Below are 22030 nucleotides of genomic sequence, written 5' to 3'. Positions count from 1 at the left end.
TCACCTATATGACTAGTCATTAAATTAAAATGACTAGTCATATAGGTGAAGGTGATGAAAAAAACACTGCCGACCGATTTTTTATGGGGCAATTCAGTTTCCAGTATGCAAACCGAAGGGGCGTGGAACGAGGGCGGTAAGGGGATGTCGGTCTACGATATCCGCCCGCCTGCAGAGTTTGCTTCCGACTGGAAGGTGGCCACCGACGCTTATCACCGTTACCGGGAAGATTTCGACCTTATGCAGGATTTGGGCATGAACTGCTATCGCTTTCAGATTTCCTGGAGCCGCGTCTGCCCGCAAGGTGATGGTGAGTTCAATGACGAAGGGATCGCCTTTTATCACCAGTTTATTGATGCGCTGATCGCCCGCGATATTGAGCCGATGATCTGCCTGTATCACTTCGATATGCCGCTGTCGCTGGCGGAACGCGACAACGGTTTCACCGATCGCCGCGTGATGGACGCTTTTATTCGCTACGGGAAGAAGATGATCGACTGCTTTGGCGACAAGGTGAAGTGGTGGCTGACCTTCAATGAGCAGAATCTTTATCATATGCCGGACGCGTTTCAGATCTCAGGCTATATGCGGGGAGAGAAAACGCTCCGCGAGCTGTATCAGATCCAGCATCACGTGATGATGGCCCATGTTCATCTGACGCAATACCTGCATCAGGCTAAGCCACAGTGCCTGATGGGGGGGATGCTGGCCCATGCGCTGGTCTATCCGGCGACCTGCAAACCGCGCGATATGTTTTGCGCCCAACAACTGGATGAATTCTTCAATCAGAATCTGCTGCGGGCTTACGCTGGAGAGGGCTACAGTCCGGAGGTGATGCATTTTGTCGCCCGACAAGGTTTTGATGATATCTACCGTGAGGAGGATCTGGCGCTGATGGCGACGATAAAAGTCGACTATCTGGCTTTTAGTTACTACGCCAGCAAGGTTCTCGATAGCGATCTCATTCCGCCGGACACGCCGGTGAACGATTACATGCGATTTGGCAATAAAAAGAATGCGTATCTGAAGGCCACCGAGTGGGACTGGCAGATCGACCCGCTGGGCTTCAGGACCATTATTACCCGCTACTACAACGACTGGCGACTGCCGGTGTTCCCGATTGAAAACGGCATCGGAGTTATTGAGTCCTGGGATGGCGAAAACCAAATTGCTGACGATTACCGCATCGCCTATCACCGCGATCATCTCAACGCCATGAAAGCGGCGATTTTTGAAGATGGCGCGCAGGTGATCGGCTATCTCGGCTGGGGGCTTATCGACATTCTCAGCTCGCAGGGCGATATGCGTAAACGCTATGGCGTGGTTTACGTCAACCGCGAAAACCATGATTTAAAAGACCTTAAACGGGTACCAAAGAAAAGCTACGCGTGGCTGAAACGGGTGATTCACAGCAACGGCGAAGAGATGTAGCGGCGCAGTCCGCGCCAGGTTATCCCCGTCATATTTCAGGCAGCAGGGGCGTTTATCCATCGTCCTCATCCCGGGGGCTGAAAACAGCGATAAATCTGTTTTCGGCAGACTTATTGCCCCGGTGGTTGGATTTTCGCTAAGCGAGCAGGGATGCATTCGCTGAATCCCTGTCTGCAAACTGAATTATTCAGGGGAGTACGGGTAAGTGATAAAGAGGATTCTGCAAAATGTCTGATAATACAACGTCCAGTATGCAGTCTTTGACCGATCGCTTTGTTGAGTTTTCCGCGCGGATCGCAAATCAGGTACATTTGCGTTCACTGCGCGATGCATTTGCCGGCGTCATGCCCATTTTCATTCTGGCCGGGCTGGCGGTGCTGGTGAATAATGTGGTATTTCCCTGGCTATTACAGGGCGACACGCTGGCGCACTTTAAAGTATGGGGCGAGGCGATTATCAACGGGACCCTGAATATTGCCGCGCTGCTGATTGCGCCGATGATTGCGTGGGCGCTGGCGCGCAACAAAAATTTCGCTAATCCGGTTTCGACTGTCGTCATTGCCCTATGCAGTTTTATTATTATGATGCCCATTCAGGTGGAACTGGTGCCCGTCGGCGGGAAAACGACGGTAAGCCTGACCTCGGTGCTGACCTTCGCCAACATTGGTTCCACCGGGATCTTCGCGGGCGTGCTTATTGGCCTGCTGGCGACTGAAATCTTTATGCGCATCGCCAGTATCAAGCGTCTGACAATCAATCTTGGAGAGAACGTTCCGCCGGCGGTGGGGCAATCGTTCTCCTCGCTGATCCCGGCCATTCTGACGCTGTCGCTGTTCGCGGTGCTTGCCGCCCTGCTGAATAACCTGCTGCATACCGATCTGATTCATCTGATTACCACGCTTATCCAGCAGCCGTTGCGGCTGATTAATACCAGTTTGCCGGGAACCCTTTTTATCTACAGTTTTGGCAACTTCTTGTTTACGCTGGGTATTCATCAGACTGTGGTGAACGGGGTGGTGCTGGAGCCGTTCCTGCTGATTAATACCAATGAGAATATGCTGGCCTACGCCAGCGGCCAGCCGATCCCGCACATTATTAACAATATCTTTGTGCCGACCTTCGGCATGATTGGTGGCACCGGCAGCACCGTTTCCTTGCTGATCGCTATTTTTCTCTTTTCGCGTCATCGGGCCTCGAAGCAGGTGGCGCGTCTTGCCATTACGCCCGGGCTGTTTAATATCAACGAGCCGGTGATTTTCGGTTTGCCGATCGTGTTTAACGTGCCGCTGATGATCCCGTTTGTGCTGCTACCCGCCATCGGCATCTATTTCGCCTGGCTTTGCACCACGCTGGGACTCATGTCGCGCTGCGTGGTCATGATCCCGTGGACCACGCCGCCGATACTCAGCGCCTGGCTGGCGACGGCGGGAGACTGGCGGGCGGTCGTGGTACAGTTGATCATCATCATCTTTGGTGTATTCTTCTACCTGCCTTTCCTCAAGGTTGCTGAGCGAGTGGCCTTAAAAAACAACGGGATAAACAAACAATAAGGAACGGTAATGGCGGCAAAGTATCTTTTGATTGCGCGGGAAATTAAAAAGCGAATTATCAGTCAGCAGTATCCCGCCAGCGCGCCATTACCGGATCAGTTCGCGTTAGCAGCGGAGTTCAGTACCAGCCGAATGACGATCCAGCAGGCGATGCGCCAGCTTATCGTTGAAGGGCTAATTTATACCCGTAAGGGGCAGGGCACGTTCGTGCGCAAAAATTTCCTGCAGCTTTCGCAGTGGGATTTGCCCGGTAGCGACTATTTTGGCGCGACCAAAACCTGGGAACACCTGGGCGAAGTGGCAAGCCGGGTGATTCGTTTTGAGCTGCGCTTTCCGACAGAAAAAGAGCAAAGTTCGCTGCTGATTGACGCTGATGCGCCAGTCTATGATTTTGTTCGCCTGCGGCTGCTTAATGATGAACCCGTGTCGCTGGATCTGACCGTGATGCCCGTGGCGCTGGTTCCCGGCCTGAATAAAACGCATCTGGAAAGCTCGGTGTTTCGCTACGTGCGGGAGACGCTGGGGCTAAAAATAATGGGTTCATATCGTGTGGTTCGGGCGATGAAACCGCAAGAACTGGATAGAGAATACCTCAACTGCGAGCCCGGCGATCCGGTACTGGAAGTGGAACAGGTCGTCTATCTGGAGGACGGTACGCCGCTGGAGTATGCCCATTGCCACTATCGCTACGATCACGGCGGCATTATTCTGGTCAATAACGGATAAAAAAAGGGCGGGCCCTGGCCCGCCGCTGTGCATTATGTGCCGTTAGTTCAGGCGCACCGGCATGCCGGAACGGTTGTGAATGGCCTGTTCCAGCACGCTCTGGTCAACATCACTCTGACCCGTTACCGCCTGTACCGCCTTGCTCAGGGTAATTGGCACGATTTCATTGCCCTGGAACTGCTCTTCGGTAGTAGACAGCGGGTTGTGCACTTCAATGAAACGGCTGCCGTCAGGCTCGGTGGTGGCTTTCACCGGCTCATCGATAAACTCAACGCGTGTGCCGACCGGCACGTTTTCAAACAGGAATTTGATGTCGTCGTTACGCAGACGCACGCAGCCGTGGCTGACGCGCAGGCCGATACCGAAGTTGGCGTTGGTGCCATGAATGGCGTACAGGCGGCCAATATAGAGCGCATACAGCCCCATCGGATTGTCAGGGCCGGCCGGGACAACGGCTGGCAGCGGTTCGCCTGCGGCAATATATTCCGCGTGCATTTTCGCGGTAGGGGTCCAGGTCGGGCCTGCTTTTTTGCGCTCAACTTTGGTGACCCAGTTGATCGGCGTGTCTTTACCTAACTGGCCGATACCGATAGGCAGCACGATGACGGTGTTGGTGCCTTTCGGATAGTAGTAGAGGCGCATTTCCGCGCTGTTGATAACAATCCCTTCATGAACGGTGTCCGGCAGGATCAGCTGCTGCGGGATATTCAGCACGGTACCGCCTTTCGGCAGAAAGGTATCCACGCCAGGGTTGGCCTCCAGCATGTTGGACAAACCCATCTGGTATTCAGCGGCAAAATATTCCAGCGGCTGCTTGTTATCTTCCGGAACGGTAATGACCTGATTCTGGCCAATCAGACGGCTGCCGTCAGTAGGCAGTGGATAGGTTACAGCAGAAGCTGTGTTGCAAAAGCCCACGATTGCGAAGGCTGCCGCGATGAGAGTTGATAATTTCATATGCTTTATGTCGTGGGCGATGTTAATGCCACACTGGCCTTTGTCAGTTTAAACAGGAAGTCGATGGGAGCGCATTATATGTGCATTCTGGCAAACAGGTAAATGAGATGTGTACGAAATCACATTTTTTTCCTGCTGCTATGCATGCCATGTGCGGTTACTGACCATCAGGACAATTGCCGGTGTGAAAACGGGAGGGGGTTACCCCTCCAGAAGCCGCGACTGAAGGGCTTCGCGCGCCGACGGCGTGAGCTGATACTCTTGCTCAAGCCAGGCGTCAATACTTGCGTAGCGTTCATCAATCTGGGCGAGAGCCGCGGTAAGATATGACTCATGAACCGTCATGATTTCCGCCAGGGTCTGCCGTCCGCGGGCGGTCAATGCGTCGCCGAGCGATTCGAGCATGAATTCTTCAACCTGCATCAGCATGCCCTGGGTGAGCAGGTATTCCTCCATCACCGTATGTCGATCGCAGCCGAGCGCCAACAGCGTCAGCGCACAGCCAATGCCGGTACGGTCTTTACCCACCGCACAATGCTGTAACAGCGCGCCGTCGAATGGCTCCATCAGCCATTTGACCAACTGGCGGTAGGCAGGGTTGTTGAACGGCAACTGACGATACAGCTCCAGCATAAACTGTTGACCGTCAACGGCATTAAGCGTCGCGGCGTTAAACTCGGTCACTTTTGCGTTGACGTGGTGAACGAGTGGGTTAGCGGGAGCATTAAGGTAGTGAGCCAGTTCGTTTAGCTTGTCGGGACTGCGCCTGACTTCTCCCGGGTCGCGATAATCAATCACCCGACTAAGGGGGATTGCGTCGAGATGGCTTAAGTCATCGGCGGTCATCATATGCAGCGAGCCGGAGCGGAACAGTTTACCTGAGCGCACGCGGCGGCCATCGGCGGTACGCTGGCCGCCCAGATCGCGAAAGTTGATACCGCCCTGTAGCGATAAGAAAGCCGGATGGCTGGAGAGTCTTTTCATAGGTTCCTTCCATGTTTAAGTGGAAAAATCACGCAGTAATAAACAGTGTAACCGCGCAATATGACACTGACCCTAACACAAGCCACATTGATGATTTTATAACGGCCCGTGAAAAGTGAAGCATTTGCTGGCATAATGTCTGGTTTATCACACTTCTCATTCTCATTTGTCAGGATAACCCCGTGCTAGTATCCAGTAACGTCACCATGCAGTTCGGCAGTAAGCCGCTGTTCGAAAATATTTCCGTCAAATTTGGCGGCGGCAACCGCTACGGCTTGATTGGTGCCAACGGTAGCGGTAAGTCCACCTTTATGAAGATCCTCGGCGGCGATCTGGAGCCAACGCTGGGCAACGTTTCCCTCGACCCTAACGAGCGTATCGGTAAACTGCGTCAGGATCAGTTTGCCTTTGAAGAATTCAGCGTGCTGGATACGGTCATTATGGGCCATGCTGAACTGTGGCAAGTAAAGCAGGAGCGCGATCGCATCTACTCTCTGGCAGAGATGAGCGAAGAGGATGGCTATAAAGTCGCCGATCTCGAAGTGCAGTATGGCGAGATGGACGGTTATTCCGCCGAAGCGCGCGCTGGTGAACTGCTGCTCGGCGTCGGTATTCCGATCGAACAGCATTATGGCCCAATGAGCGAAGTTGCCCCCGGCTGGAAGCTGCGTGTGTTGCTGGCTCAGGCGTTGTTCTCCAACCCGGATATTCTGCTGCTTGATGAACCGACGAACAACCTGGATATCGATACTATTCGCTGGCTGGAGCAGGTGCTGAACGAACGTGACAGCACCATGATCATCATTTCGCACGACCGTCACTTCCTGAATATGGTCTGCACCCATATGGCGGATCTCGATTACGGCGAACTGCGTGTCTATCCGGGCAATTATGACGAGTACATGACCGCAGCGACGCAGGCCCGTGAGCGTCTGCTGGCTGATAACGCCAAGAAAAAGGCGCAAATTGCTGAACTGCAATCCTTCGTTAGCCGCTTTAGTGCCAATGCCTCTAAATCTCGCCAGGCCACCTCCCGCGCTCGCCAGATTGACAAAATCAAACTTGATGAGGTGAAGGCCTCCAGCCGGCAGAACCCGTTCATCCGTTTCGAGCAGGATAAAAAGCTGTTCCGTAACGCGCTGGAAGTGGAAGCGCTGGCGAAAGGCTTTGATAACGGTCCATTGTTTAAAGGCGTCAATCTGCTGCTGGAAGTGGGTGAAAAGCTGGCGGTCCTCGGTACCAACGGCGTGGGTAAATCGACGCTGCTGAAAACGCTGGTGGGCGATCTGGCGCCGGATAACGGCACCGTGAAATGGTCAGAAAATGCGCGCATTGGCTATTACGCGCAGGATCATGAATATGAATTTGAAAATGACCTGACGGTGTTTGACTGGATGAGCCAATGGAAACAGGAAGGTGACGACGAGCAGGCGGTGCGCAGCATTCTTGGTCGTCTGCTGTTTAGCCAGGACGATATCAAGAAGCCTGCAAAAGTGCTCTCCGGTGGTGAAAAGGGCCGTATGCTGTTCGGTAAACTAATGATGCAAAAACCGAATATTCTGGTGATGGACGAACCGACCAACCACCTGGATATGGAATCGATCGAATCGCTGAACATGGCGCTGGAGATGTATCAGGGCACGCTGATCTTCGTCTCCCATGACCGCGAATTCGTCAGCTCGCTGGCGACCCGGGTGATAGAAATTACGCCTGAGCGCGTGGTGGACTTCAGCGGCAACTACGAAGATTATCTGCGTAGTAAAGGGATCGAGTAACACGCTGATGCCCGGCGGCGCTACGCTCACCGGGCCTACGCTACAGTTTGTAGGCCGGGTAAGGCGAAGCCGCCACCCGGCAATTTTCAGAGCACCCACTCACTCCCTTCAACGCCGTTCACCCGCAGCGTACGTTTTTCCCCTACCGGTAACGATACCTTCAACATGTTCCATGCCGGACGATAGTCGCCACGCGCGTTGATCTTCAGGTTGACGGTCGCCCCATCGCACACCATCTCCCATTCCACCCACAAGGCATTGCCCGTCTGATAACCCCAGCTTTCGCCATCGTCTTCAAACAGCAGACCGGATGTTGTCCCCACGCCTTTGACCGGGAACAGTTTCAGTTCGCGGGTATCGTCGTGCTCAGGGCTGACATGAGCGATCCGTTCGCTCAGCGGCACACCTGCGCCAGCGCGTACCAGCAGTGGCAGTTTTTCCAGCGGCGCGTTCAGGGTGATCCACTGACCGCCAGAGAACCATTCGTGGTTATCGAAATCGTACCAGCCGGTTTCGTTATCCGGCAGCCAGACGCGGCGTTCACGTTGACCGGGCTCCACCACGCTCGCCACCAGAATATCGCGGCCAAGCAGGAAGTCGTCGCACTCTGCGAAGGTTTGCGCGTCGTGTTCGTGGTCGAGGAAAGTGGGGCGCAGCATCGGCTCGTCGTCGGCGTGCGCCTGCCACAGCAGCGTGTAGAGGTACGGCAGCAGACGATAGCGCAGCTCAATCGCGCTACGAATCGCCGGCGTCACGCCCGGGTACATCCACGGCTCATTCACCGTATGATCGTCATTCCATGAGTGGATGGTAAAGCGAGGGTGCATCACGCCGTTCTGTACCCAGCGCACGAACAGCTCCGCATCCGGTTTATCGCCAGAGAAACCGCCGACGTCGTGACCCACGTTATACAGCCCGGACAGACTCATCCCCAGCCCCATGCGGGTGTTGTAGCGCAGGGTATCCCAGTTGGTGCGGTTATCGCCGCTCCAGGTTTGCACGTAACGCTGCATCCCGGCGCAGCCGGAACGGGAGATCAGGTACGGGCGTTTTTCCGGCGCAAAGCGCTGCTGCGCTTCCAGCGAGGCGCGCATCATCAACAGCGGCATGACCGGGCGAATATGTTTGATGGCGATCTCCTGCCCAAATCCGTGACAACGGGCTTCGCCGTCCCACACTTCATACTCGTTATTATCGTTCCAGGTGGCGTCGATCCCCATCTTCAGCAACTGCGTGGTGACGCCTTCCTGCCACCAGGCGACGGTTTGCGGATTGGTGAAATCAAGGTTAGAGCCTTCGTCATCCCAGAAACTTGAACGTTCCGGCGCGTCGGTTTCCGAATCACGGATAAATAACCCTCTTTCCGCGACTTCGTTGTAGCGTGGGTGATCCTGCAACAGACACGGTTTAATGTTTGCCGCAAGCCGCAACCCCGCATCGTGGAATGCCTGGCTCATTACCTTCGGCTGCGGCACCTTGTCATAGTTCCAGTTAAAGACGTACCGTTTGCCGTTAATTGAGGTATAGCCGGATGAGAGCTGGAACGAGTCGCATGGAATGGCGTGTTCATTGCACAGACGGATAAAGTTCATCAGCTGGTTTTGCGCATCCGGCGCGTCGGTGTAATGCATGGTTGAGCCGCTGTAACCCAGGCTCCACTTCGGCCCGAACAGCGTTTTCCCCGTCAGGCGCACAAAGGCTTTGGTGACATCCAGCACGCGCTTGCCGGTAAAGATGTAGTAATCGATGTCGCCTGCTTCCGCTTGCCAGCGGCGATAGGCGGTATGATAGTTGTCGATTTCGTTCCCGAGATCCAGCCAGCAGTTGCTCAGGTTATCGTAAAACAGACCGTAGCTAATATCGCTGCGCTGAGCGATGGTAAATGGAATATGTTTGTACAGCGGGTCGGTGCTCACCGCGTTATAACCCATGGCATCAAGGTTACGCATCTCATAGCGTTTGCCGGTACGTTGCAAATTGCCAGCCTTCTCACCAAGACCATAGAAGCGTTCATCTTTACGGCGGCTAAGGTAGTGGGCAACGCCGTCGCCGTGCGCATTCGCCAGATAGGCGCTGGTAGGGCGGTCATTAACGAGCGGCTGCCACTCGCCGACTTCATCGCGGTAGCACCATTCCAGCCACAGCGGCTGGTGGACGGTGACGCGCAGATGCTCGGTGGCGATGCTCAGCATGCCGTCGCGCTCTGTTAGCTGCCAGGCGGGAAGGCTAAAGCCGCTCAAATCCTCGCGCGGGCGTCCTTCCCACGGCACATCCTGCTGTGGGGCGATACTCCAGGTACGATCCAGCGCCAACTGACCGTGCCGCTTCAGCAACACGCGGAACATATTCTCTTCCAGGACATACAGGCACAGGATGTGCTGGCCATCGACGGTCAACTCAACGTGGTGATCCAGTTGTTGGCGTAAGGTCCAGTTTTTCAACGTCTTCATTTTTACATCCACTCTCTCAGGCGCGCTTTGCGCGACATTCAGCAATAAATGCCACCAGGAATACCGCGCCGATCAGGTCAAAGAATCCCATGGCGATAAATAGTGGGTTGAAGCCGATTTTGTCGGCGGTGACTCCGATTAACAGCGAGAACAGAAAGCTGGCGATCCATGCGGCGGATCCGCGCATACCGTTAACAGTCGCCATCTGTCCTTTATCGAAAGACTCCACCACCAGTGCGCTAAGCATGCAGGAAATGATCTGGTGGCCGAAACCGCCTATCGAAATCAGCACGATGGTGATATACGGATCGCGGGTAATCGCAACGGTGGCGAGCGAAATCATCAGAAAGGCGCCGGTGACGGAACTGGCGATCACTGAATTCACCCGCGAGCAGCCGAACCAGCGGGTATAAAGTTTGGTCAGATAGCCGCTGGCGACGCTACCGAGGTCGGCTGCCAGAAACGGTAGCCAGGCAAACATGGCGATTTGCTTTAAATCCATACCGTGCTCTTTCGCCAGATAGAGCGGTACCCAGAAACTCAATACCGCCCAGGCGGGTTCAGCCATAAAGGCCGGAATAGCGATACCGTAGAAGCGTTTGTTTTTCGATACGGTTTTTAGCGCGGTAAAAAAGGGCTGTTTGAGCGGTGGCGCTTCATTGTCTTGCTTTATCAGCGCCAGTTCAGATTTGCCCAGATTCGGATGTTTTTCTGGATTATGATAGAACGCCCACCAGAGCACGACCCATAATAGCGCCAGCGCGCCGGTGAACATGAATGCGCCCTGCCAGCCGAATGAGGCGTGCGCGAAATAGATTATCGGCGGTGCCAGCATTGCGCCGATAGAAAAACCGACCCCTGCCCAGCCCGCGGCGATAGGGCGCTCGGATTTTGGAAACCACTCACCCAGGGTTTTGGCATTCGCTGGTGTCGCCGCCGCTTCAGCGCCGCCCATAAAAAAGCGCAGGATCGCCAGGTGCAACCAGCTTCCGGCGCCAGCATGGGCAATACAGGCGATAGCCCACAGCGTGGCGCAAATCATAAAGCCGAGCTTGAGGCCAATGACATCGATAAGCCAACCACAGAGCGGCTGGAAAAGGGTATAGGCCAGTTGAAAAGCGCCGACTATCCATGAGTATTGTTCGGTAGAAATGCCCAGAGAGGTTTTTAATTCCGGGGCGATAATCCCCAGTGAATTGCGTGTGATGTAATTGACGGTGACGCCCAGCAAAAACAACACAAGCATCCACCAGCGCAGATTCTTTACTATGCGGCGCGATTTACTGACCGCCATATCATTATTGAGGCCTTGGCTCATAGAACTCTCCACGAGACATGTAGTAGGGAAAATTGACCAACCCATTTCCTGAGTTGTCGCTAAAATTTTGTATTTCATTGTTTGATAAGGTTTATATTCCGCCACTCTTGGTTGACTAATATCAAAGGTGTTGGACCAATTCAGGCTAAGGGAGAAGGGGGGGGCGCAGTAGCGATTTTTCTGCAACTTTTTTCATAAAACGCGCTATATCGCAGTAATTCGCGCGAAATTTACTTAAAAATATTCCTGTTTTTAATATGAAAATTTTTTCATTTACAAATTGGAGCGCGATCACAAAATGGATAAAAAGCTCAGAGTGACTGAAATTGCGCTGCGTACCGGGCTGTCACCCAGTACGGTATCGCGAGTGTTAGCAGGGAAATCCAATACCAGTACAAAGGCTCGTCAGAAAGTACTTGATTGCGCTCACGAGTTGGGGGTGATGGACGGTCTCGCCGCCGGAAGAATGTTGCTCAACAATTTGCTGGTATTTGCTCCTCAACGGGCCTTCGACGAGCGAACGGACATTTACTACTATCGCGTTATTCAAAGCATCAACAATGCACTCAAGCCGCACGATGTCCACTTGCGATACTGCGCGCTGGAGGAGAATGACAGTGATGCGAATTTATTTTTGCAGCGTATGCATGACGCATCAACGCAGGCTGTTATTTTATTGGGTATTGATGATCCGCATATTCACGATCTGGCGGCAGATTTGGGAAAACCCTGTGTGATGATCAACTGCCACGATTCAGGAATGCGTTTATCTTCCGTTGCGCCGGATCACCGATTGATTGGTCAATTTGCCGCCCGTTATCTGTTTGATATGGGGCACCAGTCAGTAATAAACGTGATGTGTCTGCGTCGCTATACCATGGAGTTACGTTTACTGGGTATTAAGCAAGCGTGGCGTGCGCGGAATCTGCGTTTTGTCGATAGTATGGATTTAATCGATGTGGCTAATTTCAGCGCCAGGGAGACAGAAGAAAAGGTCGGAGCCTGGCTGGATCAACGGAACGATCGCGCGCTACCAACGGCTTTTTTGGTGGGTGGCGATTTTATGGCGGCAGGAACGATGGTTGCTTTACAAAAGCGAGGTTTACGTGTTCCACAGGATACTTCTGTCATGAGCATCGATGGTTTTAACCTGTCTGCGATTCAGGATGTGCCTCTAACCGCAGTACATGTGCCGCGTGATGAATTGGGGGATGAGGCGGTACATTTATTACAGCGGCAACTGCTTCGTCCTGATGCGCAGCATGGATCGTTACTCTTGCATGGTACGCTGGCGGTACGAGATTCGGTACGGCGGATACGTTCTGGTAACCGCCGTACCTCTGTCGAACCTAAGGGATTGTATGACGATTAATCTACAATCCTCTGCACGTTTACCGTAGATATTTAACGTGTCCCGCGTGAAACGACTTTTCCGCGCGGAAATCACGGCTACAACGTGTCGATGCTTCATTCGAAGCATTCCGGCTGTGTCCCGCAATAGTGCGCGCGGTGCTGGCGGTTATTGAGCCTTTACGCGCGGCACAAAGAAACGGTGGGCAACGCAAAAGCGGGACAAGCCAGGAATATCAATTTAGATGAACGCTATTTTTTGCCATTCGGTTTCAGCTGTTCGCCTGTTTTCAAGGCAAAAAGTTCGTTATCTCTCGTCGAAACGCGTACGCTGCCGTCAGGCAGACGATAAGCCCCTTCGGTAAAGCCAGAACCATTCAGAAATGGCGCTACGGCGTCCGCTTTATTTTGTAACGTCGCTTCAAGCGCCAGCAGGGCATAGGGGTCAATATTGTCAATACTGGCGTACTGCACATGTTGATCCTTAACGAAGAAACCATTCAGGCGATGAGTGGCCAGGATGTTGTCCGCCACTTTTTGCGCCACATCGAGATAGGCCTGCTGCTTTGTGGCCTGCCACAGATCGATGAGCGCGAAGATGGCGTAAGCATCACTGTTGCTGGTTTCTAAATTCATCTGACTCTTTTTACCATTTGGCTCGCCAATATCGCCTAATCCCTGGCCTTTCGCGATACCCCGCGCCACTTTCCACAGTTCATTATCCTGCTCCAGCGTATAAGCGCGGGCATAAGAGAGCAGGAAATCGCTCCCGGCCGGATAAGGTTTGAGTACGGTACCTTTTTTCCCATAGTAACCATCACGCGGGAGCCTGTAGTTGGAAAGGTCGGTACCGTTAGCCAGTAGTGGACGGAATGTATTGTTACTCGGATCATAGGCATAACGGGCAAATGCTTTCAGTCCATCCAGTGTCCACTTCTTAATATCCTGGCCATCCGGCCCGAGAGATTTAGCTAACGCCAGCTGCATCAATGCATTTTCTGAATAAATCGTGCTGGTTCGGCCTTTCAGCAGCATATTGCCTTCAAGTGCATCGGTGCCGAATTCCGGGCCAAACTGACGCTGGGCGCGATCGCCGTATTTAGAATTGGTGTCGCTGTCGTCGGTAGTCTGCGCCCGCTTGAGCGGCTGAGTGAACTGATATACGCCGAGGCCGGTTTTCGGATCCCGCGGCAGGACATACTGCTGCGCCAGGCGCTTTGCCCAGACCAGCGCGCCAGGTTCATTATTGTATTTGTATAACAGAGAAGCCGAATAGATCAGATCATTGCCCGCATTGAGGAAACTTAATCCTTTAGTGGCAAAAAAGGGCGGCTGTTGCGTGAAATCGTTCGCCCAGAGTTTGCCTGGCGTTTTGCCATATTGACCATGACGGCTGGTTTCCAGGACTTTCCAGTCATAAACGTGTGCGTTCCAGAAGCCGTGAATAAAGCGCACGGTGGCGGGTTTATCGACGGCGAACATCAGTTCATACCAGGGATAAGCGTTCTTTAATTCATGAACTTGCTCTTTTTCACTGGGTCCCTCCGGCTGCAGAGTCTTCAGATCGACAAAACGATGTCCACCCCAAATCAACAGGCCGCTTTTATCCTGATAGTGGTTAAAGTAATAACGAACGGTCTCTTCCGCGCGTTTTTGGTATTTATCATCGCCGGTCAGGTTGCTGAGGCCCACCAGCACGCGCATCAGATTTTGCTGGGCGGAAAAGTTAGATAACACGGCGGTGCGGCCATCGGGAAAAATCCATTCCATCTGCTTACCAGTACGCGGATCGACGCCGCTGGCAAGTAGCGGAGAGGGCGTGGCGCCATGATATTTATCCCCCGCTTTGTCCAGGACATTGTCGGCGAAGGTTTTAACCGCCTGTAAACGCTGACTGTCGGCGTAGGCGCTATGACAAGCCAGTGCGACCAGGCAGAAGCAGGCGTTAAAAGTGAAACGACGAAACATGATGACTCCTTAATTGAGTAATTCTGGCTGCCAGCCGGAGAAAATGGTTTCGATGGTGTAGTGTGCCGCATCAACGGCGCTTAACTGGTAATGCTCTCCTCCCTGACCCGCGCCCGGGCCGCTGTTTGAGAACTCATAAAAACGACTGTCTTGTGGGTAGAACCAGGTTTTTTCTCCGGCTTTATTTTTACCGGACATTTTGTCCCAGCCGTAGATATGCTCATCGATGTCGCAGTGAATAAATGCCGCCAGCCCAATAGCGTTGGGATCGGCGTAACGACCATCGCTAAACTGGGTTGTTGGATGCCAGGGGCGACCAAGCGCAAAGCTTCTGGCCGGAACCTCTGCTTCCTTGCTGATTTTGCTTTTAATAAAGATCAGCCCATATTTCGCCGTTGATGGCGTCGACGGCGCGGCGATATACCCCAGCGGTGATGAGACATCGGTACGGTTGCGGGCAATAATGTCGCAACGGTCGAAGACGGCGATACCGGACCCAAAAATAAAATCAACATGCCCGGTCACGATGCAGTCCGTAAAATAGCTCCGGCTGCCGCTTTTGCTATAAAACGTATCCTGGTAACCCTCCAGTTTGACGCGACGGAAACGTGCTTGATCCACGTTATCCGCAATCATCAGCGCGACGGCCTGGGTATCTTTCAACTTACGCGGATCGCCTTCGGGCAATGCCCGATTGGCGGGAAAGTCAAAACTGTTGCGAATCGTCAGGTTCTCCATGGTGACGCCGTTGGCCCGAATCTCGACGGTACTGGTGCGCGAGGTGCCGAGTTTGTTGCCGTTACTGTCCAGAGATCCCGCTGGCGTATCGGCTTCGATTATCGTTTTTTCCCGTGACTGGCCGATCAGGGTGACGGGTCTGTCGATAACAAGCCGTTCCTGCCAGCGGCCATCTTTGATCAGGATGCGCCATGGTGTGCCTTGCGTGGGGGCCGCCGATAGCGCCTGCGCGATGGTCGCATATTGACCAGCTTGCGGCGTGGCTGAAACCACCGCATTCCATTGTGTTGCCTGTGTGGATAGAGCGCAGGCGTTAACGCTGGCCAGGAGGGTGCTGGCGAAGAGGATTTTTTTCATTGTTTGCGCCTCAGGGATAGAGTTTGTTGGCTAACTCTTGCAATTGTGGTGTCTGACGAATACGCCGGGCGACAATTTCCGCCACGGCCTCCGCCCCTTTTTGCTGAAAGTGCGTGGTGTCGGGATGGGTGCGGATCCCTGACTTCTGGGTTTTATACCAGGGATAACGCGGATCATTGGCATCCACCGCCAGCCAATAGTCCATCCAGTCATTGGGATGGGCATTTGCGAAGTCGATAGTCGCTTGTTCCAGGTCGATTAACGGCACCTGATTTCGCTCAGCGGTTTGTTTGATAGTGGCGATATAGTCGCCGCTGAATAAATAGCCGGGGTTTGACCGGGTATGGTGGCTGCTGACCACGACATCCTGGGGACCATGCTGGAATGCCGTTTTCCCCGCCGCATTTTTTACCCGCGTCGTGGGAGTGAAAAGGACCGGGATAGCGCCTTTATCACGGGCAATCTTAATGTAACGCTCCAGTGAGTGCTGAAACGACAGCTCCGGATGGCCTTGTGGATATTGTGGTTTACCGTTGGCGTCATTCGGATAGGTACAGAGATTGCGCACATCGGCAGCGCCGCGAATAGGCTTATTGCCATTACAGTTTTGATCGTTGTGACCGTGGGCAATGAAAACATAATCGCCGGGCTGCAAATAGCGCCCCATTTGCTGATACCAGCCCTCATTATAAAAATCCCGGCTGGAGCGTCCGGCCCGTGCGCCATTAAGAACCACAACCCCTGAATCGGCAAGAAATCTGTTCTGAAATACCTGTCCCCATCCCATTCGCGGCAGACGACTCACTTCATACGTGGCGGCCGTAGAGTCACTGACAATCAGAATACGTTTTGTTGCCGTCGCGATACGGGCTTTATCCTGCAATGCCTGGTTGAGATCGAAGGGCTCCCAGGGGCCGCTGTTTTTCAGCCCGACAATCGGCCGGAAAGCGCTGTCGGTCAGTATGGCAGTTCCCGCTTCGCCACTGTTGTTATCGTAGCCGCGATTGTGGTTAATAACCGAGAGCACTGTGGTCATGGCATCGCCGGGGATAATCGGCGTTTTAATGGGATCTATGCGTGCTGATTCAGTCCCAAGGGAAATAAACGCCTTCTCCATACCCCGGCGAAAATTGGTCAGCGGAGCGGTTAACAGTTCAGGCCGGAGATCGGCGGGACGGCCCTGTTCGATCCATTGTTGCGGGCCAATATATCCCAGTTCCCCCGCGACTTCTGAAACTAACCGATCGCTGAATGGAGTGATATTGGCGGTATTGGCGCTGTCTTTTTTTACGCTCAGCAGTAGCGAAGCCATACAACGGGCGCGTAACTTATCATTGTGCAGACAGTCCGTTGCGGTGCCAGCGGCTTTGGCGGATAACGCAAGCGGCGGGCGGAGGCTATCAATTACCAGCGAATAGCGACCAGTATTATCGGTTTGTGTCGACAGCTTCATTCCATTACTGTCGACAATATTTACCTGTGCGCCGCGAAAGGGCGTCTCAGCTAACACGACGCCTTGCAGTAAGGTACTGGCCTGAGCCGTCGTTGCAAAAGTACAGAGCAGCGCCAGTAGTTTCATGGGGGTGTTCATCTATTTCTCCTGAAAAGCGTTGTGGTCAGAAGCGATAAGTGAATCCGGCTTTCAGTAATGCTTCGCGGCCACCGCGGGTTTTGTTTTTGGCGACGTCCTCAAGGCCGAGGTTAATTTGCCAGTCCGGAAGAAAGGCCCAGTCGATATTGACATCCTGCTGATAATCATGTTTTTTGTTGTTCGCCAGAATATAATCGGCGTGGTAATAACAGGCTTTGTATGAAAGGGTCAAGGTATCGACCGGCGTATAACTGATGCCGCCTTCCAGACGGTGGCGATGTTTATTCTGTTCATCATCGCTGGCCAGCGAGCGGGTGATTTTTCGGTAATCATAACGATATTGGGTATATACTCCAAATAGGTCGCTGGCCTGCCAGCTCAATTTTACGCCTGGTGTATAACGGGCACCTGCTTTTTGCGTGTCGCCCGGATCGTTTTCCGTTCCTCGCCACGGGTACCGCCAGAGTAAAAGCGTGCTTCGATATTTGGTGTCAGGATTAATGAGTCAGACAAGGCATAATCATAGCCTACGGTCATGGCGTAAGAGTTAGAAACCACATTATCCAGTGCAACATCTTTATTTTTTGAAATATTACCATTATCTTTAATGCAGCTTTTAGTGACTTCTTAAATCACACCAGAGTTTACTTATTGTCAGTAATTATTTAATTACCCCTGGTATATCGTTGTAATATCCACTCTTTATTATTAAGCAATCGTTTTAGTGTGAAAAACTACACCATTCAATGGAATATTATTTTACACAGTTTGAAACGATGTTTTGAGATCTTTGTCAAATAATTATATTTTTGCAATTAATAGCGGGGTTGGTATGGTATTGTCACATTTGTATAACTTTTAAGCGTCCTCCCTATTGCCCTTATTATCATGATAGTCATTTATGTTGTGCCTGCGTTATGTCCGGCTAAGCCGTACAGTCCATCAATATGACGCTGACATGATGTATCTGTACGCCTTCTCAGTAAAAAACATTCGATGACACCGGAAGGTCAAAACGTGCATAAAATAGATTGCCTTGCCCGTTCAGCTAATAACTATCAATCTCTCATAATCTCTTCATTCGAAGAGGATATGAGTTTCAAGCAATTATTTGGTCGTGGTTGCATGGAGAGACAAAATACAAAAACCGGGGTAGCTTATGCGCCCCCCGGCGCGGGATCAATCGTTGAAGGGGGCGGTGTGGTCGAGTACTGCCTGAATCACATTTAGCGCGCCATTATGGTTATTGTCATCGGTCGCAAAACGGGACACCGCCTTGATGCTTTCGACGGCGTTGGCCATCGCGAAGGAGTATTTCACCAGTTTTAGCATTTCAGTGTCGTTCGCGCTGTCGCCGATGGCGACGCAGGTCTGCGGCGAAAGGTTCCAGCGTTTAAGCAGGCGGCTGATGCCGTTAGCTTTATGCAGGCCGGGGATGATCAAATCGACGAAACCAAAGCCACTGGTGACCGGTTTCATAATGCCGTCCAGCGAGACGTGCAGTTTATCGATCAGTTGCGGAATATCGCTATCCGGCAGATTAAGCGAGAACTTAAACAGCGTGTCGTCAATATCATGGTAGTTGCTGATGCGCTGCAGGCGATGGTAGTGCTTTGACATTAGCGCGACAAAGGCATCGGGCGCCCGGTCGCTGACGTAAGCGCTTGCGAGGCCACAGGCGACGAAGTTGAGCTGGGGATCTTTAAGCAATTCACCAATCACCACCTGGGATTCGTGACGGGTCAGTTCGCCGTGGAACAGTTGTTGGCCGTGTTCATAAACCAGCGCGCCGTTTTCGGCGACGAAGGAGATCTGCTCGCGGATTTCCGGGAAAAAAGAGATCAACTGGTAGTATTGGTTGCCGCTGGCGACAACGAATTCAATACCCTGTTGCTGGAGTTGCGCAAACTGCGCGAGAAAACGCGGGCGATCATACTGCTTGGCGTCATTGAGAAAAGTTCCGTCCATATCAGTGACGATAACTTTAACGGTCATAACAAGTGCTCCTGGCTTAACTTCGACCAGTAACATTCTAATTACAATGTGATGGAGAGCACAAATTTATTTCGAATGAAAGTTTATCCAGCGCTTTTTGAACCGCAGATGCGCTGCCTTATCCCGTCCGTTTATGGAAGCCTGGCTCCCGAGGATGCATGAGGAATATCCACGTCCCGCACCAGATTACTGACAACGAGCGTTGTTCAGGAACTGCCCGGCGGCACGCCATTTTCTTGCACAGGTCTAAAAGTGAGGTACAGGAGATGGATATTGCAGGAAATGTAGGCCGGGTAAGGCGTTAGCCGCCACCCGGCGTAAACGGGGCCACTGACTGATACGGATTTGTCAGCAGCCTCTACGGCCTTGGGCTGGTCAATTCCTTGTGACGAATTTATTGTCCACCTTACAGCGTATGCTCGGTACGGGCGATAATATCGTCCTGGGCATCCGGCGACAGGGCGGTAAAGAACGCCGAGTACCCGGCGACCCGGACCACTAAATCGCGATACTGATCCGGGTGTTTCTTCGCCGCCAGCAGCGTTTCGCGCGACACGATGTTGTACTGAATATGCCAGCCTTTGTGCACTTCGAAGAAGGTGCGTAGCAGCATCATCAGTTTTTGTTTATCGGATTCGTTCTCCAGGGTCGCCGGATTCAGCTTCTGATTGAGCAGCACGCCGCCAAGAATGGCACCGGTCGGCAGTTTACCCACTGAGCTGATAACAGCGGTCGGCCCCAGATGGTCGGTGCCGGAAGCCGGGCTTGCTCCTTCCGCCAGCGGCGAATGCGCTTTACGGCCATCCGGCGTCGCCATGGTCTGCGCGCCAAATGGAACATTCGCGGAAATGGACGAGGTGCCAGCATAGTAATTACCGCCAATCGGGCCACGGCCATAGCGCGGGTTGTGATACTGCTTCAGTTCGTCGATATAGGTCTGGTAAGCGCGGGTCAGCAGAATATCGACGCTGTCTTCGTCGTTGCCATATTTCGGCGCACCGTTGATCAAACGCTGGCGCAACTGCTCGTGGGTCAGGCCCGCAAAGTCGTCAGCCAGCGCTTTCGCCAGCTGTTGCTGACCAATCACGCCCTGATCGAATACCAGTTTTTTCACCGCCGCCAGGCTGTTGCCGAGATTGGCGATACCCACCTGCAGACCGGAAACCCAGTCATATTTTGCGCCGCCCTGTTTGATGCTCTTCGCCCGCTCGATGCAGTCATCGACCAGCGCCGAACAGAGAATATCGTGGACGTTCTCTTCCAGCATGGTATCGACCACATATTCAATCTCGATGGATTTGCGTGTGTAGTAGCGGATCTGCGTATCCCAGTCCGTCAGCACCTGATCGAAATTGGCGAAATTGCCTTTTGATAGCGCATGTTCCTGCGCCAGGAAGATCTGACCGCTGGTGGCATCGCGACCGCCTTCCAGCGCCGCCAGCATCACCCGGGCAAAGTTGATAAAGCTCATCCCGGTGCAGCGATAGCCCCATTTGCCGCCGACGGCGGTTTCGATGCAGCCAATTGCGGCATAATCGTAAGCATCCTGCGGCGCAATCCCCAGCCTGATAAATTCCGGAATAACGATTTCGTCGTTATTGAACGCCGGCATACCGAAACCGCAGCGAATCACCTGTACGCAGGCATCGAGGAAGTCATTGCTCATGCCGGCATGGTAACGCACGCTCAGGTTTGGCTGAGTCGAGCGCAGACGACCGCAGGATTCCAGGATTGCGTAAGAGAGCGGGTTCACCGCGTCCTGCGCGTTGCCGTCAACCAGATTCTGGCCGCCGATGGTGACGTTCTGATACAGCGGACTCCCGGCGGAGGCTTTGGAATGCGAGCCGGAGCGAATTTTGTTCACTTCCAGCAGCTTCAGCCAGCAGCAGTGCAGCAGTTCAATGGCGTGCTCACGATCCAGAGACTGTTCGAGTTCGACGTCGCGACGATAGTACGGATAGAGGTACTGATCCATACGACCAAAAGAGACCGAGTGGCCGTTGGATTCGATTTGCAGAATTAGCTGAATGAAATAGCACAGCTGTAGCGCCTGCCAGAAGGTTTTCGGCGGCTCATGGGCGATGATGTCGCAGTTCTCGGCAATCGCCAGCAGTTCGTCGCGACGGGATTCTCTGGGCTCCTCGGCGGCCATACTGCGCGCCAGTTCGGCAAAACGCTGGATGTGTGCGCTTACCGCTTCCAGCACGATATCAATGGCTTTCAGGAACTGCTCGCCGTGCAGATCTTCCAGCACGGTAAGATTAATGCGCGAACGGCGCTCGGCAACTTTAACGCGCATACCGTCGAGGCCTTTTTCCAGCAGTAGCGGGTAGTTGACCGCAAGGTGAGCATCGCCGGAGGTCATATTGCCTTCCGCTTTGATGATCCCGGTGGCGAGCAGCGCTTTTTGCTCATCGGTAAACATGCCGTAGCAGCGATCCTGCACGGTTTGGCCGCGCCACCACGGGCACACTTCATGCAGCACGCGTTTGTTCTCTTCGCTGACCGCAAAGCCCGCGCCGGGACGATCCGCCAGATCGTCAATTTCTTTTTCTATCCAGCTAACAGTGTATTCCGGGAAGATCGGCGCGGCGCGGACCTCGCTGGCCTGGTTGCCGACAATCAGTTCATCATGCTTGATCCAGATTGTGCGCTCCGCCAGATGATGAGCCAGCGCCAGCGCGCGGCGCACCGGAATCGGTTTATCCAGATGCTGCTGATAGGTTTCGGTATAGTGGCGGGCGCGCTCGGTGCAAACCGGCGGCTTGACGATATGCACCAGCGCCATTTTATGCGCCTGAATGCGTGGACTCAGGGTATCCAGTTTCAATGTTGTCATA

The 22030-nt window shown here is 53.3% G+C and carries 15 protein-coding genes; 5 read left to right on the top strand and 10 right to left on the bottom strand.

Annotated elements, in window-relative coordinates; all coding sequences use genetic code 11:
• Positions 1 to 54 precede the first annotated feature (54 nt).
• The 3 genes from FN037_RS04355 to FN037_RS04345 all read left to right on the top strand — a co-directional run bounded on the left by FN037_RS04355 (position 55) and on the right by FN037_RS04345 (position 3707).
• The gene (locus FN037_RS04355; protein ID WP_142501613.1) at positions 55 to 1431 is read left to right on the top strand and encodes a glycoside hydrolase family 1 protein; all 1377 of its coding nucleotides are present in this window, start codon (positions 55 to 57) and stop codon (positions 1429 to 1431) included.
• Between the two features lie 227 nt (positions 1432 to 1658).
• Complete coding sequence (locus tag FN037_RS04350; RefSeq protein ID WP_142501612.1) at positions 1659 to 2981, top strand: PTS sugar transporter subunit IIC; 1323 nt, start codon at positions 1659 to 1661, stop codon at positions 2979 to 2981.
• Positions 2982 to 2990: 9 nt separating this feature from the next.
• Positions 2991 to 3707, top strand: a complete 717-nt coding sequence (locus FN037_RS04345) for a GntR family transcriptional regulator (RefSeq protein ID WP_138360558.1) — start codon at positions 2991 to 2993, stop codon at positions 3705 to 3707.
• 42 nt (positions 3708 to 3749) lie between these two features.
• On the opposite strand, the gene ldtB is transcribed toward FN037_RS04345, so the two are convergent.
• Together ldtB and FN037_RS04335 are read right to left on the bottom strand one after the other, a co-directional pair.
• The gene (gene ldtB, locus FN037_RS04340; protein ID WP_138360557.1) at positions 3750 to 4664 is read right to left on the bottom strand and encodes a L,D-transpeptidase; all 915 of its coding nucleotides are present in this window, start codon (positions 4662 to 4664) and stop codon (positions 3750 to 3752) included.
• A 201-nt stretch (positions 4665 to 4865) separates the two neighbouring features.
• Positions 4866 to 5648, bottom strand: coding sequence for a tyrosine-protein phosphatase (locus FN037_RS04335; RefSeq protein ID WP_138360556.1), 783 nt, complete (start codon positions 5646 to 5648; stop codon positions 4866 to 4868).
• 182 nt (positions 5649 to 5830) lie between these two features.
• Between FN037_RS04335 and FN037_RS04330 the strand changes: the two genes are divergently transcribed.
• Complete coding sequence (locus FN037_RS04330; protein WP_138360555.1) at positions 5831 to 7423, top strand: ABC-F family ATPase; 1593 nt, start codon at positions 5831 to 5833, stop codon at positions 7421 to 7423.
• 86 nt (positions 7424 to 7509) lie between these two features.
• Here the strand turns inward: FN037_RS04330 and FN037_RS04325 are convergent, their stop codons facing one another.
• Together FN037_RS04325 and FN037_RS04320 are read right to left on the bottom strand one after the other, a co-directional pair.
• Positions 7510 to 9873 carry a TIM-barrel domain-containing protein gene (locus tag FN037_RS04325; RefSeq protein ID WP_142501611.1) on the bottom strand — a complete coding sequence of 788 codons (2364 nt, stop codon included), beginning with the start codon at positions 9871 to 9873 and terminating at the stop codon, positions 7510 to 7512.
• 16 nt (positions 9874 to 9889) lie between these two features.
• Positions 9890 to 11191: an MFS transporter gene (locus tag FN037_RS04320; protein ID WP_142501610.1), complete on the bottom strand. Its 1302-nt coding sequence runs from the start codon at positions 11189 to 11191 to the stop codon at positions 9890 to 9892.
• A gap of 298 nt (positions 11192 to 11489) precedes the next feature.
• Here FN037_RS04320 and FN037_RS04315 point away from each other — a divergent pair, with 298 nt between their 5' ends.
• Complete coding sequence (locus tag FN037_RS04315) at positions 11490 to 12563, top strand: LacI family DNA-binding transcriptional regulator (protein WP_138360552.1); 1074 nt, start codon at positions 11490 to 11492, stop codon at positions 12561 to 12563.
• A gap of 230 nt (positions 12564 to 12793) precedes the next feature.
• On the opposite strand, the gene FN037_RS04310 is transcribed toward FN037_RS04315, so the two are convergent.
• The 6 genes from FN037_RS04310 to FN037_RS04285 form a co-directional block, all read right to left on the bottom strand.
• Positions 12794 to 14509: a pectate lyase gene (locus FN037_RS04310; protein WP_142501609.1), complete on the bottom strand. Its 1716-nt coding sequence runs from the start codon at positions 14507 to 14509 to the stop codon at positions 12794 to 12796.
• Between the two features lie 9 nt (positions 14510 to 14518).
• On the bottom strand, positions 14519 to 15604 hold the full coding sequence (locus FN037_RS04305; protein WP_138360550.1) for a pectinesterase family protein: 1086 nt from the start codon (positions 15602 to 15604) through the stop codon (positions 14519 to 14521).
• A 10-nt stretch (positions 15605 to 15614) separates the two neighbouring features.
• Positions 15615 to 17195, bottom strand: coding sequence for a rhamnogalacturonan acetylesterase (locus FN037_RS04300; protein WP_142501608.1), 1581 nt, complete (start codon positions 17193 to 17195; stop codon positions 15615 to 15617).
• 25 nt (positions 17196 to 17220) lie between these two features.
• Positions 17221 to 17697: an oligogalacturonate-specific porin KdgM family protein gene (locus FN037_RS04295; RefSeq protein ID WP_142501607.1), complete on the bottom strand. Its 477-nt coding sequence runs from the start codon at positions 17695 to 17697 to the stop codon at positions 17221 to 17223.
• Between the two features lie 677 nt (positions 17698 to 18374).
• On the bottom strand, positions 18375 to 19190 hold the full coding sequence (locus FN037_RS04290) for a Cof-type HAD-IIB family hydrolase (protein ID WP_142501606.1): 816 nt from the start codon (positions 19188 to 19190) through the stop codon (positions 18375 to 18377).
• 406 nt (positions 19191 to 19596) lie between these two features.
• Positions 19597 to 22029, bottom strand: a complete 2433-nt coding sequence (locus tag FN037_RS04285; RefSeq protein WP_142501605.1) for a formate C-acetyltransferase/glycerol dehydratase family glycyl radical enzyme — start codon at positions 22027 to 22029, stop codon at positions 19597 to 19599.
• Position 22030 lies beyond the last annotated feature (1 nt).

Source organism: Klebsiella sp. 2680 (assembly GCF_900198535.1).
In the GTDB taxonomy this organism is placed as follows: Bacteria; Pseudomonadota; Gammaproteobacteria; order Enterobacterales; family Enterobacteriaceae; genus Klebsiella; species Klebsiella indica.
This window is presented reverse-complemented; position numbering and strand designations above follow the sequence as displayed.